The organism is Sanguibacteroides justesenii (assembly GCF_003204205.1).
Classification (GTDB): domain Bacteria; phylum Bacteroidota; class Bacteroidia; order Bacteroidales; family Marinifilaceae; genus Gabonibacter; species Gabonibacter massiliensis.
Genome location: NZ_QJPL01000006.1, coordinates 124,852 through 139,752, shown reverse-complemented (window position 1 = coordinate 139,752; position 14,901 = coordinate 124,852). Strand labels below are relative to the sequence as shown.

The following is a 14,901-nucleotide window of genomic DNA, read 5'->3' as shown; positions in this document are numbered from 1 at the left end:
AACCTTACAAAGGTATGAAAAAAAAGTCAAACGTAAGGGGTAGTGATGGGACTGCCCTGAGAAAAATCTGTACGATCATGAAACTTTGTATGTTTCTGTTGCTGTTTACGATGCTTTCTGCTTCTGCACGCAGTTTGGCCCAAGAAACACGGGTTTCTATGGAAAAGAAATCGATTAGTTTGCTTACCGTATTAAAAGAGCTGGGTGAAAAAACCGATTACGAATTCTTTTATAACGATGACGAGGTGATGCGCTGGAAAGTTTCCGTCTCGGCGAAGGAGGCGACAGTGACGGAGATTTTGGACCGGGTATTAAGGAACACCTCGCTTACTTATAGTATAGTGGATAACATCATCGTTATTTCACCGAAACCTGAAGAAAAAGCAAAGCGTTGGCGAGTATCCGGTACGGTAAAAGACGACAAGGGAGAACCGATGGTTGGAGTTACCGTATTCTTGAAAGGAACGACGATCGGAACGGCCACGGATCCGGCTGGTAAATTCGACTTGAACTTTTTGAAAAAAGACAGTGTAACGGTCGTATTCTCTTTTATCGGCATGAAAACTCAGGAACGTCTTATAAAAGATACACTCGTTACCGATATGGTGGTTACCATGGTGCCGGAGGTCGATGAGTTGCATGAAGTGGTTGTTACCGGTTTCGGTAATAAGTCGAAGAATAGTTATACGGGTTCCGCTACCAGTATCAGCAGGGAACAGTTGATGAGTGCCGGTTCCAAAAATTTGTTGACCAGTTTGGCGGCTTTTGTTCCGGGAATGCAGGTCGTGGCGAACAATGAACGGGGATCGGATCCCAATACCCGTCCGGAGATTTTGATTCGCGGAAGGAGTAGTTTCGAAGGCTCATCCAATGTTCCGACCTTTATCGTGGACGGGGCGGAGGTAAATTTGGATTACGTGTTCGATATGGATATCAATGATGTGGAGAATGTTACCGTGTTGAAAGATGCTTCTGCTTCTGCCCTGTATGGTGCGAAGGCATCGAAAGGAGTAGTCGTGATTACCACGAAACCGTTGAAGGAAGGAAAGATGAGAGTTTCTTATAGCGGGACATTTCGCACTTCTATCCCGGATTTAAGTGATTATCATTTGTTGAATGCCGCGGAAAAATTGGAATACGAACGGCGGGCTCGTTTATATATCGATACGGAAAAGGAACAATATAAATTGGACGAATTGTACAACGAGAAATTCCAGCGGGTGAAAGAGGGTGTAAATACGGATTGGAAATCCAAGCCTTTACGTAATGCCTTTACGCAGAATCATAATATTAGTATTGCCGGGGGAAACGAATATGTAAGATATAGTATGACCGCCCGTTACGGTAGTGATCAGGGCGTTATGAAAGAGTCCAAGAGGGATCGCTATTCTTTCGGTTTTAAATTATCTTATAACAAGCAGGATAAGGTATACGTGTCTAATATCATGACGATTACTTCGGTTAATAACGTGGAGTCCCCTTACGGTTCATTTAGTCAGTGGACGGCTTTGAATCCTTATGACCGGGCCTATTTGCCGGATGGTTCGATAAATCTGGATTTATCCTATATTGATCCTAATGCACCGATTCCTCTTCACGAGGTTTCTTTGGGAAGCTATAATAAAGGTGAACAGTTTTATCTGAATAATGTGTTGGATATAAAGATAGAATTACTGAAGGATTTTCGAATAGAAGGTCAGTTATCGTTGAATAAGAGTAAAAACGATACGGAGGTATTTGTCTCCCCGTTGTCAAATCGGTTTAAAGGCAAATCGGCTTCGGAGTCTGGCTCGATTGAGATTTCCAATACCAAATCTATGGATTATTCCGGAAGGTTGATGTTATCATACAATAAGATGTTTGGTCCTGGTACTTTACTAAGTTTATTGGCAGGGGGAACCATTCAATCCACCGAAAGTAATTCGAACGGGTACAGGGGCATAGGAATTTTTTCAGACAAATTGGCACATCCTGCTTTTGCAACCAAATACCCGGAGGGGGAAGCGCCGTCGGGATCTCAGGATATTTCCCGTACGATGGGTGTTTTTATGAATGCCAATATGATTTATGACGACCGTTATTTTTTAGATGCTTCCATTCGTTACGAGGGAAATTCGAAATTCGGCTCGGAACAACGTTACGCTCCTTTCTGGAGCGTGGGAGCGGGATGGAACATTCATAAGGAAAAGTTTATGCAGTCTTTGCGGGCGGAACGCTTGAAATTGCGGGGAAGTATCGGATATACCGGTAATGCTTCGTTCTCTCCTTACCAGGCGATGACGACTTATAAGTACGATTCGCAATTGGATTATGGCGAAGGTATTGGAGCGGTACCGATGGCGATCGGTAATCCCGATTTGAAATGGGAACGGACGTTAACCTACAATGCTGGATTAGATGTTGTGTTTTTTTCACGTCGATTGGATATGAGCGTGGATTACTATTATAAACTGACGGACGATCTGTTGTTGGATGTGGCGAAAGCGCCTTCCGTAGGAACCATCACGGCGAAGGAGAATTTGGGAAAAATAGCCAATACCGGTATCGAAGTACAAGCCAGGGTTGAAGTATTGAGAAATAAAAATTGGAATTGGGCACTTTCTGTGACGATGCAACATAACCGGAATAAGATTAAAAAGATCAGTAATGCCTTGAATGTAATGAACGACTCCCTGAATGCAAAAAAAACGGTGATGCCGCCTCCGGTTTACGAAGAGGGACAATCCACGTCGGCCGTAAAGGCCGTAAAATCGGGAGGGATCGATCCGGCGACGGGAATGGAGATCTATATCGATAAGCAAGGAAATCCGACTTTCGTGTATGATTATTGGGACAAGCGGGTCTATGGAGATTCGGATCCGGATGTGTCCGGAACGTTCAATTCCTATCTTAATTGGAAGGGAGTTTCATTGAATATGCTGTTTCAGTACTCTTTGGGTGCGACGATATATAATCGGACACTTGTGACGCGGGTAGAGGGGGCTAATCCTAAAAAGAATGCTGATCGCCGGGTATTGGAGAGTAGATGGAGTAAAGTGGGGGATAGAGTGAAATACAAGGATATAGCCGATGCTTCTATTCCTGAGATTACCAGTCGTTTCATTCGGGATGAATATTATCTGAATATGTCGAGTTTAAGTGTTGCTTATGATTTTACATCCCCGTTTTGTTCTAAATTGTATTTGAGTCGGTTAAGGGTGGAATTTTTGATGAATGATCTGTTCCGGATTTCGACTATAAAACAAGAACGGGGATTGGACTATCCTTTTGCCAGGAGCTTTGAATTCTCGATTAGTGCAGCATTTTAGTATTAACGGTAAAAATAAGAGTTATGAAAGAAGGAATATGCAATATCATATGGGTAATATGCTGTGCCGTAATGTTGTTAAGCGGATGCGACAGCTTTTTAGATGTACAACCCAAAGGTATAGTGGAACAGAAAAAACAGTTTGAAGATATTCAGGGATATCGGGATGCCATGTATGGTATTTATGCTTCTATGGCTAAACCGGAATTGTACGGGAAGGCGATGAGTTACGGTTTTATGGATCAGATCGGGCAGCTTTTTTACGCCAAATATCTCGGTTCTTATCAGGATGTCGAGGCTGCTTCGAAGTTTGATTATAAAAGTCAGTTTATAGAGGGAATCATCCGGAATATCTGGGAAAAGGCTTACGAGGTAATTTCCTATGTAAATAATGTTATTGAAAACGTGGAGAAAGAAGATGTCACTAAAGACGGAGATTATGTTCTGATAAAGGGAGAAGCCTATGCTTTGCGCGCTTTTCTGCATTTCGATATCATGCGACTATTCAGCGATAATATTTTGCGTCATCCCGATGCGGGAGGTATTCCCTATGCTGCAATTTTCGGATTGGAAAATAAACCTGTTTATTCGTTGAAGGAGTGTTATGACCTTGTTCTGAGTGATTTGCAAAAAGCCCAGGAGGCATTGGTCGGCGATAATACCATCCGGAATAGCAAGGCGAATTCTGTTTATCAACAGAATCGTCGTTCCCATTGTAATCAATATGCGGTTTGGGGATTGAAAGCCCGGGTTTTTCATTACAAAGGCGATTTGGACAGTGCGGCGTTTTATGCCGAAAAGGTAATCGGGGCTCGGACAGAATTGGCTTTAACGGATGCAGCTCAATACGAGGGTGTAAAACGGTATGATAAAGATAATAAAGAACTGATGTGGGGGTTATATACTTCCCGATTGTATCAGATCTACTATGATCTTTTTTTGCAGAGCGATCTGGGGCAAGGAAGTGTTTTGTGGGTAAAAGCAGGTGTTTATGATTTTTATGAGATCGGATCCGTTTCCGCGGATAATAAGGATAAACGTTTTAACGCTTTTTTCACTTCGGATAAAGGATTTTCGAACGAGTATGTTTTTACGAGGTTATTAAGTAAAGAAGAGAAAGCTTATTACTTTACGGGTATATCTTTATTACGTTTACCCGAGATGTATTATATTTTGGCTGAAGCGACTTATGCTAAAGATAAAGATAAGGCATTGGAATATTTGAATGCGGTTCGAAGGACCCGAGGATTGAAAGATATGATTTTGTCTCAGGTACCTTCGTTCAAAGAGTTCCGGACTGCCCTCGTAAAGGAGAGATGTAAGGAATTTTGGGGAGAAGGTCAGGTATTTTTCTCTTATAAACGAGAGCATATGCCTTTTATGAACGCGACCAACGCGTTTGAGATAGAACCTTCTTCTGCTATTTTTAATTTGCCTTGGCCGAAGAACGAACTGGAATACGGGACTAAAAATCAATAATACGGATAAGCGATGAAAACAATATTATGTATTTTGGGGATTGCATTGGGCCTGATCGTCGTCGGATGCAATGAAAACGGAGATAGCGGTTTTTACGATAACGTGTACCGTGTTTATTTTCCGAAAGACAGTATACGCTATAATTTTGGAGATAAGCCCGTGGAGTTGACCTCCTATACGGTAAACGTGCCCGTGGAGGTATTGGGATTACCCGCGGATAAAGAGATGAGTATAAAGGTTTCGGTTGACGAAAAGGCGACGACCGCTCCCGAAGGGGCGTATGTTGCTATTCCCACGGAGATCCTGATAAAAAAAGATTCTGTATTGGCTTATGTACCGGTGGAGTTGATACGGGCTGATATTCCTTCGGAGAAAGATACTACTTTTCATATTGTGTTAAGATTGGAGCCTAACGATAATTTCGAATTAGGAGTAAAAGAAAGTTTACAAAGTGTGGTCGTGTTCAGCAATTTTCTGGCAAAACCGGATTGGTGGATCGGATTGCAGGACTATTGTCTGGGTATTTTCCAAAAAGAAAAATACCAGAAGATGATTGAATTGTGGGGAGGTCCGATTACGTTGGATGACTTTTTTTTCCGAAGTGCAAAAATCATAAGTGTAGCCAAAGAGATGTATTATTATTTCCAGGAGCATCCCGAATACGGTATGGTATTTCCTCCTGAAATAGTTTGGCCTTACGAATAGTAATTACCTGTTAAAATAGATGACTTATGAAGAAATTTATATATATCATATTGGGTGTGTTTGCAATGGTTTCTTGTATTCATGACGAATCGAATTTGGGAGAAGAGCCCATTTCCCGCTTGTCTTTTGTGAAAACATTGCCGAAAGAGTATCCTGTTGAAAAAATGAGCCGGTTTGTGCTGGAAGCCCCTGAAGTAAAGCAGGAGAATCAGGAGAAGTCTTTGTCCTATGAGTGGCAGATTGATTACGAAATCGTCTCCACGGAAAAGACGTTGTCGTATGATTGTAATGTTGCCGGAGAGTTTCCGTGTCGTTTGAAAATTTATAACGAAGACGGAGCTGTTTTTTACGAATTCGTGTTAAAAGTTCCTTATCCTTACGAGGAGGGAATCGCTCTTTTAAGTGCATATGGGGGAGAATCGATGGTTTCTTTCCGTAACGTAATGCAAGAGGGTGAGGTTTTTCAAAAGCATGTCTATCGTTTGAACAGTCCGAATGTCTCTTTGGGGAAAGAACCGAAGTCTATCCTCTATAATGCCAATTATGCGTCCGTTTATATCGCTGCCGAGAATCCGGTGAAAGTGGTAAGAGTGGATGCCAGAACGATGGAGGTTCAGAATGTTTTAAAATATCCGGAACCCCGGTTGGATCGGATGATTGAACGCGGTAAATACGGAATCTTTTTTGTAGGAGGAGGCCGTTTTCTGAATATGGATTGTAAAACGGAAAATTATATCAATACTTTTCAACAGGCGTTGACGGGTAAGTGGGGATCGATGCCTGATGCCTATGTGGATGACCATATTATATATTACGAGGGAACTTGGTCCTCCAAAACGGTTATTTTCGATAGGACCAGTAAATTGTTTCTCGTCGAGGGATATATGGGACCTGAGCGGGTTTATGAGGATATCTTATGTGATGTTTTATTGGCTGCATTACCGGCACAAAATTCTAAAAACTACGTTCTTGTTTTTAAAGATAATGCGGGGCAGATAAAGGTTGCTCACGTCGGAGTGGATAATGTTCGGGTTTTGTCCCAGTATTCCGATACGAAAGGGAGTATAACGGAGAGTAGTTGTTTCCTAACCAGTAAAAAGGAGACTCTGCTTTATTATTCCAAAGGAAATGAAATATATCGTTATGACTATCAATCGGCAGGGAATTTTCCGGTAAGTTCGGACTATACCGTGGGAGAAACCGGGGATGTGATTAAAGAGATGGTATTCGATCCCGAGGAAGAGAAACTTTATGTGGCATTGGATGCCGCTTCGGGAGATTACAAAGGATGTGTTTATTGTTACGACTTGAATACCAAGGCGCTTCTCTGGCATGAAAGAGGGATTGCGGGAGAGGTTGTCCGGATGATTTACAAAAAGTAAGTTGAAAACGGTAAGGAAGGTTTGCCGATAAAGCATTTCTTCGATGGTTTCAAATGATTAAAAAACCTCGCCGGTCGGCGAGGTTTTTTATTTACAGTTGATTTACGACTTCAACGTGTTGCATTCCCGTTTGGATAGCCTCGATATTCATCGGGATCATCTTGTGATGACGGGGAGGAAGCGATTTTTGTAACCCTTTTTCAACATTGTCTAACTTCACGATGGGTTTTACTTTTAAGAAACCGCCTAAGACGATCATGTTGAAGATTTTCGGATTACCGGCTTCAACGGCAAGAGCAGTACCTTCGATTTTGTAGATGTTGATGTCTTTTCTTGTCGGTTCGTGAGTAATTCCGTTCGGGTCATAAATCAGGGTTCCGCCGGGTTTTACCATCGCCTCGAACTTATCCATGGATTGTTGGTTAAGAACGATGGCGGTATCGTATTTGGTCAAGATCGGAGAACTGATGCGCTCGTCGCTCAGGATCACGGTCACGTTGGCGGTACCTCCGCGCATTTCCGGACCATAAGAAGGCATCCAGGCAACTTCCTGATCTTGCATAATTCCGGAGTAAGCTAAAATCTTTCCCATGGAAAGAACTCCCTGACCTCCGAATCCTGCTATAATAATTTCTTCTGTCATAGTTTTAAAATTTACGATTTGCGATTTATGATTTGCGATTCAGACAAGTAATCTACAACCGTCAATCTAAAATCTACAATTATTAAATGTCTTTCATGTCTCCTAACGGATATTTGGGGAACATGTTCTCCACCATCCATTTGTTAGCCTGAATCGGATCCATCTTCCAACCGGAGTTACAAGTACTTACTACTTCCACGAAAGAAGTTCCTTTGTCCTTCTTCGTGTTTTCGAAGGCTTTTCGGATGGCAGCTTTTGCTTTTCTAACAGCAGCAGGAGTATGAACAGCCTGACGAGTTACATAGCAGGTTCCGTCTAATTGAGCGATCAATTCGGTAATTTTCAAGGGGAAACCGTTCAATTTGGCATCGCGTCCGTAAGGAGTGGTAGCGGTTACCTGACCCAATAGCGTCGTGGGAGCCATTTGTCCTCCGGTCATACCGTAAATGGCATTGTTGATAAAGATAACGACGATATTTTCTCCCCGGTTACAAGCGTGCATGATTTCACCGCAACCGATGGAAGCCAAATCTCCGTCTCCCTGATAGGTGAACACGTATTTTTCAGGGTGAACGCGGCTGATCCCGGTAGCAACGGCCGGAGCGCGTCCGTGAGCAGCTTCAGCCCAATCGATATCCAAATAGTTGTACGCAAGTACCGAACAGCCTACCGGGGACACACCGATGGTTTTGTCCTGAATACCCATTTCCTCGATTACCTCCGCAACAAGCTTATGAACTACCCCGTGTAAACAACCCGGGCAGTAGTGCATAATGTTATCGGTAAGTACAGGAGTCTTCTTGTAAACAAGATTCTCTTCCTTAATTATATCTTTTAATTCTATTGACATGGCTTATGCTCCTATAATTTGTTTTTCAAGTGCTTCAACGATCTCTTCAGGTGTCGGGATCACTCCACCGAAACGGCCGAAGTGTTCAACCGGGATTAATCCGTTCACGGCCAAACGAACGTCTTCTACCATTTGTCCGGCGCTCATCTCGACCGTAAGAATTCCTTTCACTTGTTTTGCCAGTCTGGCAATCTCTTTCGTCGGGAAAGGATACAGGGTGATAGGGCGAAGAATACCTACTTTAATACCTTTGGCTCTGGCCAATTGAACGGCCTTCTGACAGATACGGGAACTGGAGCCGTAGGCCACGAACAGATATTCTGCATCTTCGGTGCTGATCTCTTCGAAACGTACCTCGTTTTCTTCCATCTCTCTGTATTTAGCCTGGAGTTTGTGGTTGAATACCTCTTGTTTGTAAGAATCCAGCTCCAAAGAAGTGATGATGTTATGCTTGCGATTCGGTTTTTTACCGGTCAAAGCCCATCCTTCAGACATTTTGGAAATTTCTTCTTCGGTCCAACGGGGTTTATATTCGCTTAATTCGACTTTTTCCATCATCTGACCGATAACACCGTCAGCAAGGATCATGGCCGGGTTGCGATATTTGAATGCCAAGTCAAAGCCAAGTCCTACGAAATCGTTCATCTCCTGTACGGATGCCGGAGCCAATACGATGAGACGATAGTCTCCGTGTCCACCGCCCTTGGTTGCTTGGAAATAGTCACTTTGTGCTGGTTGGATGGTTCCCAATCCTGGGCCTCCGCGTACAACATCCACAAGAAGGCAAGGAATTTCGGCTCCTGCCAGATAGGTTACACCTTCTTGCATTAACGATACTCCGGGGCTGGATGATGAAGTCATCGCTTTTTTACCGCACGCTGCGGCTCCGTATACCATGTTGATAGAGGCCAATTCACTTTCGGCCTGCAATACGACCATTCCTGTCTCCTCCCATGGTTTTCTTAACATGAGAGTCTCCATGACTTCGGATTGCGGGGTAATAGGGTATCCATAATAAGCGTCACATCCGCAACGAATGGCTGCTTCGGCTATTACCTCATTACCTTTCATTAATTTTACTTCTGCCATTTTCGGTAGTTTTTATTCTTTATTGTACATTCATTTTGTAAACGGTGATTACTGCATCAGGACATACCATACCACAACTGGCACAACCGATACATGCTTCCGGGTTTACCATCTCAGAGTAATGGTATCCTTTACCATTCACTTCTTTGGCAAGTCCAAGTGTCTTCGTGGGGCACGCCTCCACGCATAGGCCACATCCCTTGCATTTTTCTGTATCTACGACTACAGCGCCTCTAAATTTTGCCATAACTGAATAGATTATGATTTATAAATTATTTCGGTGTTTATCTTTGATTTTGTAACAAATTTTCGGGTATAAAATTAAAAACTAAAATCGAATAGTAAAAATAGTTTGCCATAAATTTAACTTTGTTTTGAGTTTATTTAATGAATGTCTTTTATACCTGATTCTCTGGGGGCCTATTTTATCGCGTGATCGGCTTGAAAAGCCTTTAAACGTTTTTCCAATGCCGGCATTCTGTCCAAAGCTGTTTGAGAAACACATGCTCTTAGTCCTTGTTTTTTTGAACCCGTGTCTCTTAAAGGAATAGCCGATATCCCGTAGTACAGAATCTCTTTGGTTAATTCGGCTCCGGTCATCCCCGGATAGATGATGGTGAAATAGAAGCCGTCGGCGATAGGTTGATCGATATCTTTGTCATAAACGATTTCGAATCCGTATTGGGTGAAGAGGGTTTTCATGGCATGCGCCCGCTCCGCGTATTCGCGAACCCCGTCCAAGATATTTATTCGGCCTTCATTGGCGGCTTTTAGGATGGCACTCATGGCGTATTGACAGGAGTGCGTCGTCCCGGAAGAGAGGGTATAGATAATCCGGTTGACAAGAGTATAACCTAACGTTCCCAGACCTCCGAAACGCTGTTGTAAGTTTTCGAATTTACGATTGTAAAGTGCATCGGATATACACATGATTCCCAAACGTTGTCCGGCGTAACTGAATAACTTCGAGCCAGAGATCATGACGATATAGTTCGAGGTATATTTCGCAACGGTAGCCTGGAACGGCGGAACGCCCGGTTTGGAAAGATCCTTGCGGAAGTCCATGGCAAAATAGGCTAAATCTTCCAAAACGATTACATTGTATTTATCGGCTAATTGTCCGATGATCTGCAACTCTTTTTCCGTAAAACAGATCCAGGCGGGATTGTTCGGGTTGCTGTATAGGATGGCTGCGATATTGCCTTTTGAAAGATGTTCCTCTAATTTATCCCGTAATTTATCCCCTCTGTAATTATAGACATCAAACGATTCGAACGGTTTACCGATTACTTGCATCTGCGTTTTCTGAACAGGAAATCCCGGATCGATAAATAATACGGTATCTTTGCCTTTTTGGCATTCGGTCACCGCCATGAATGACGCGTAGCACGCTTGCATGGATCCTACGGTGGGAACAATACCTTCCGGTTTGATCTCTATATCCATGAAATTTTTCACGAATTTGGAACCCTCTTCTTTGAATTCTTTATGCCCTTCGAGCATGGGATAGAATTGGGCTACACCTTGCCGGAGAGCGTCGATTTCGGCTTGAATGCCGATTGACGAGGGAGGAAGACCCGGTACTCCCATCTCCATGCGAATGAATTTTTCCCCGCTTTCGGCTTCGATCATATTTACTACTTTTACGATATCCCGGATCGTTGCGTCTTCCATGTCCCGGATTCCGCAGAGCTCCAGTTTCTGGTCGACAATTTTCGTGTCTATTAGATTGTTCTGCATACGATATTTGATATTTATCTGGATTTTATTTTCATCTTTTCGCGTAGGTGCAAGTTTAATAAAAATTTATCAGGATAACTCTCGAAATCGTTTTAAATTTGAAGTGAGAATGACTAAAATAATTTGATTTTAAATTATAGATTCTGTTAAGGTGTCGACGCGACAAATAGGAGGATGTTCGGGGAAAGCTTCTCTTTCTTTTGTAGGCCGTGGAAATTTGTTTACTTTTGTCTGAACGTTAAAACGATATTTCGTGAATATAGAGTGGTTTATTGCACGCAGGTTATTAAAAGGAGACGCGGAGAAATCCGTGTCCGTTCCCATCGTTAAGATCGCGATCGGCGGGATTGCCTTGGGGTTGTGCGTGATGTTGCTTTCTGTATTTATCATCATCGGCTTCAAGCATGAAATAACGTGGAAGTTATCCGGTTTTACGTCGCATTTGAATATCGTGCCTTATGAAACGTCGGACGGGGCGATCTTGCGGGTTGATTCCCTGATGGCAAGATTGAAGCGGATGGACGGGGTAAAAGAGGTGTACGGTTATATCGAGAAACCCGCGATATTGAAAAGCAAATCGGAAATTCACGGAGTGGTCTTGAAAGGTGTGGATTCTACCTACGACCAAAGTTTTTTTCAACGGAATTTGAAAGAGGGTAAAATGCCTGATTTATCAACGCCTAAGGCTTCTGAGGAAATATTGATCTCGGCTTTCGTCGCGGATTATTTGAACGTGAGTGCCGGGGATAAGATTATCGCTCATTTTGTGCAGGAACCTCCTCGCGCCAGGGCTTTTAGGGTGTCGGGAATTTATGATACCGGGTTTAAGGAATACGACGACGTATCGGTATTGGCGGATCGGAGGCATCTTGCTAAATTGAATGGCTGGGAGCCGGGGCAGTTGGGGGGAGTTGCGGTGGAGTTATTCGATGTGGAGAGGGTAAACGAGTATGGGGACCGGGTGGACGATTTGCTTTATGATATGAACGAGAGTTGTGAGGTGAAAACATTAGGAGATATTGCACCGCAGATATTCGATTGGCTGAGCCTGTTGAATGTGAATGTTTGGGTTATTTTGATTCTGCTCGTGACCGTGGCGGGGTTTAATATGGTATCCGGCTTGTTGATTTTGATTTTGGATAAGACAACCTTAATCGGCATATTGAAAGCTCTCGGTTGTAAAAATATATCCTTGAGGCGTTTATTTTTATACATTTCTGCCGGATTGATCGTGAAAGGTATGATTTGGGGAAATTTGCTGGCTTTTTTATTGGCGGGCATACAATATTATTTTGAAGTGGTGAAATTGGATCCGGTCACGTACTACATGAGTACCGTGCCGATCTATTTTAACGGATGGTATATCCTGTTTTTGAATATAGGTGTAATTGTGGTAACATTGCTTATGTTGGTTGTTCCGACGATGCTGATATCTAAGATTAATCCGATAAAATCAATCCGGTTCGAATGAAAATAGAAAGTTGGGATACATATTTAGGAAAATGGAAAGAGTTTATTTATATCCATAAACACGGTTTAATGGGGACTCTTATTTTCCATTTGTTGCTGGCGATCGGGCTGTTGAGCATGGGAATATCTAAAATGAACGTGCATAAGGAGGTCGAGATTGTACTGGAGATGCCGGAACCGGAAGTCGTTCAACAGATGATAGAAGAGAAAAAAGAGCTCGTTCGTCAACGGGCTAATGATGAAGTGGAGGAGATGTTGCGTTCGATTGCCGTAAACGAGGACGTGAAAAATGAAAAGCGATCCGGTAGCGATCCGGTAGAAAACGTGCAGGAGTATATCAAAGAGATACAGGAGGAGTTGAAAGGAAGCTACGGTAATCGTTATCAGGCTAAAAAAGATAAACATTATAAGACGGATAGCTTGCAACATGCGAAAGACGAACAACAACGAAAATTGGATTCCTTGCAGTCGATCGTCTATGTGGGAAAGAGCAGTGTTTCGTATAAGTTGGAAAAACGATATAAAGTTTTCTTACCCATACCCATTTTTAAATGCGAATACGGGGGAAAGGTGGTTGTGGCTATTGTCGTTAACCGAAAGGGTCGCGTGGTGAAGGCGGAAATCATAGACAAGGAGTCTAAACAAGATGATTGCCTGAGGGAAGTTGCCGCGGATGCTGCTTTGCGCTCCCGGTTTAATCAAGATGACAAAGCTCCTGAACATCAGTCGGGAACAATCACGTATAATTTTGTAAAACAATAGTACGGATAAAACCAAAAGGAAACCGGAGGGGAAGATTAAAAATGTGATTTAGTAGAATTAAAGTATGACTCTCGTTTCCTATTTTTCAGCTTTCGTGGATCTGTTTTATCCCCGGATGTGCGAAGTTTGTAAAGAGGTGTTGGTTTCAGGGGAAAAACATATTTGCTCCGCGTGTCTGTATGATTTCCCGTACAGTTACGGTTTGCATGACGACCTGTTTCTGCAATTCGATCAGGTATGCCGGATGAAATCGGTCTACTCTTTGTTTTATTATAGCCGATACAGCGACTACCGGAATTTGATTTTTGCCGTAAAATATCGTTCCAAGCGAGAGATCGGGTGTTTTCTGGGAGCCATGTTGGGAGAACGTATCGTCGGAGGGGAGGAGTTCGACGGGATTATTCCTTTACCTCTTCATCCGAAACGGGAAAAGAGGCGAGGTTTTAATCAGGCCAGGGAGATTGCGGTCGGAATCGCGGAGGTGATACGAGTACCCGTGATGGATCATGTCGTTTCCCGGGTTGTCAATAACCCGTCCCAAACGGGTTTGACGGTTGAGCAACGGGCTGAAAACGTGAAACGGATTTTCCGGTTGAACGAAGTAGCCCTGTTGCGCGGGAAGCATATTTTAGTAGTCGATGATGTGATCACGACAGGATCAACCTTAATCTCGTTTCTTAAAGTGTTAAATGAAATCCCCGGTTTGACGGTAAGTGTAGCCTGTCTCGCCGTGGCAAAGGAGTAACTGTGTTAATTTTTTATATTTATTGTTTTAATTTCAGGAATTAATTTTTTATTTTTGAATAGTTGATAAATCGAAGGGGGATAAAAATGGCTTTCCGGTCATCTCATCTATTTTTATTGTCTGTGGAGTCAAGTTTTTTATCTCTTCTGATAAATGGGAAGCATGCGGGCGGTGTCCTGATTCGAGAAGGTATACGCGTGTGATGGGAAGGGCGAGACCCGTGCGGATCGTGTTCATTGACGTTTATTTTTTTGGGGATGTGATAAAATAGAAATATAATATGGAATCTTATTTTATTAATCTAAATTTTACAGCCATGAGAACGATGATTTTGAAAGCAACTTGTATCTTATTTTTTCTTTCCGTTTTCGGACTTTATACTTTAGCGAATAATACAGTAGAGAAAAAAGGTGTAATCGTGGTGGAGGTGATGGATAGTAATTTGAAATTTCCAATATTTGGAGCGGAAGTGAAGCTCTATGAACATACGGATAAGGGTTGGGTTGAAGTCGGTAAAATGACGACCGGGCGGGGCGGCGATGTTGTGTTCGCTAATTTGAAGGTTGGAGGTAAATACAAGGTGGAAGTCTCTAATGCCGGTTATAATTCGCAGGCTCATGAATTCTCGCGATTAAGTGAAAAGGAGAATGTTTATTTCTTTTTGACAGAAAAAAGTAACGAGTTCTGTTTGGGAAATTTGATTGTTTTATCTATTTTTTAAAGAGACTC

The 14,901-nt window shown here is 42.7% G+C and carries 13 protein-coding genes; 8 read left to right on the top strand and 5 right to left on the bottom strand.

Annotation, left to right across the window (positions count from 1 at the left end; translation table 11 throughout):
• Positions 1-14 precede the first annotated feature (14 nt).
• From DMB45_RS11030 to DMB45_RS11015, 4 genes are read left to right on the top strand one after another with little or no spacing between them, the layout of a single operon-like run.
• Positions 15-3,308 carry a SusC/RagA family TonB-linked outer membrane protein gene (locus DMB45_RS11030; RefSeq protein WP_236684966.1) on the top strand — a complete coding sequence of 1,098 codons (3,294 nt, stop codon included), beginning with the start codon at positions 15-17 and terminating at the stop codon, positions 3,306-3,308.
• A gap of 23 nt (positions 3,309-3,331) precedes the next feature.
• Positions 3,332-4,786, top strand: a complete 1,455-nt coding sequence (locus tag DMB45_RS11025) for a RagB/SusD family nutrient uptake outer membrane protein (protein WP_041504127.1) — start codon at positions 3,332-3,334, stop codon at positions 4,784-4,786.
• 12 nt (positions 4,787-4,798) lie between these two features.
• Positions 4,799-5,491, top strand: a complete 693-nt coding sequence (locus DMB45_RS11020) for a DUF4843 domain-containing protein (protein ID WP_041505063.1) — start codon at positions 4,799-4,801, stop codon at positions 5,489-5,491.
• Positions 5,492-5,517: 26 nt separating this feature from the next.
• On the top strand, positions 5,518-6,873 hold the full coding sequence (locus DMB45_RS11015; protein ID WP_041505064.1) for a hypothetical protein: 1,356 nt from the start codon (positions 5,518-5,520) through the stop codon (positions 6,871-6,873).
• Positions 6,874-6,964: 91 nt separating this feature from the next.
• Here the strand turns inward: DMB45_RS11015 and DMB45_RS11010 are convergent, their stop codons facing one another.
• From DMB45_RS11010 to DMB45_RS10990, 5 genes are all read right to left on the bottom strand, one after another.
• The gene (locus DMB45_RS11010) at positions 6,965-7,516 is read right to left on the bottom strand and encodes a 2-oxoacid:acceptor oxidoreductase family protein (RefSeq protein WP_041504130.1); all 552 of its coding nucleotides are present in this window, start codon (positions 7,514-7,516) and stop codon (positions 6,965-6,967) included.
• 82 nt (positions 7,517-7,598) lie between these two features.
• Complete coding sequence (locus tag DMB45_RS11005; RefSeq protein ID WP_041504131.1) at positions 7,599-8,366, bottom strand: thiamine pyrophosphate-dependent enzyme; 768 nt, start codon at positions 8,364-8,366, stop codon at positions 7,599-7,601.
• 3 nt (positions 8,367-8,369) lie between these two features.
• The gene (locus DMB45_RS11000) at positions 8,370-9,455 is read right to left on the bottom strand and encodes a 3-methyl-2-oxobutanoate dehydrogenase subunit VorB (RefSeq protein ID WP_041504132.1); all 1,086 of its coding nucleotides are present in this window, start codon (positions 9,453-9,455) and stop codon (positions 8,370-8,372) included.
• Positions 9,456-9,474: 19 nt separating this feature from the next.
• On the bottom strand, positions 9,475-9,702 hold the full coding sequence (locus DMB45_RS10995; RefSeq protein ID WP_041504133.1) for a 4Fe-4S binding protein: 228 nt from the start codon (positions 9,700-9,702) through the stop codon (positions 9,475-9,477).
• Between the two features lie 173 nt (positions 9,703-9,875).
• Positions 9,876-11,195 carry an aminotransferase class I/II-fold pyridoxal phosphate-dependent enzyme gene (locus DMB45_RS10990; RefSeq protein ID WP_041505065.1) on the bottom strand — a complete coding sequence of 440 codons (1,320 nt, stop codon included), beginning with the start codon at positions 11,193-11,195 and terminating at the stop codon, positions 9,876-9,878.
• A 253-nt stretch (positions 11,196-11,448) separates the two neighbouring features.
• Here DMB45_RS10990 and DMB45_RS10985 point away from each other — a divergent pair, with 253 nt between their 5' ends.
• The 4 genes from DMB45_RS10985 (at position 11,449) to DMB45_RS10970 (ending at position 14,893) form a co-directional block, all read left to right on the top strand.
• Positions 11,449-12,666 (top strand): ABC transporter permease, encoded by a 1,218-nt coding sequence (locus DMB45_RS10985; RefSeq protein WP_041505066.1) that lies wholly within the window; start codon positions 11,449-11,451, stop codon positions 12,664-12,666.
• Positions 12,663-13,427, top strand: a complete 765-nt coding sequence (locus tag DMB45_RS10980; protein ID WP_041505067.1) for an energy transducer TonB — start codon at positions 12,663-12,665, stop codon at positions 13,425-13,427. Before DMB45_RS10985 ends, DMB45_RS10980 begins: the two co-directional genes overlap by 4 nt.
• 64 nt (positions 13,428-13,491) lie before the next feature.
• Positions 13,492-14,172 carry a ComF family protein gene (locus tag DMB45_RS10975; protein WP_041505068.1) on the top strand — a complete coding sequence of 227 codons (681 nt, stop codon included), beginning with the start codon at positions 13,492-13,494 and terminating at the stop codon, positions 14,170-14,172.
• Between the two features lie 316 nt (positions 14,173-14,488).
• Complete coding sequence (locus DMB45_RS10970) at positions 14,489-14,893, top strand: SpaA isopeptide-forming pilin-related protein (RefSeq protein ID WP_160289621.1); 405 nt, start codon at positions 14,489-14,491, stop codon at positions 14,891-14,893.
• Positions 14,894-14,901: the final 8 nt, after the last annotated feature.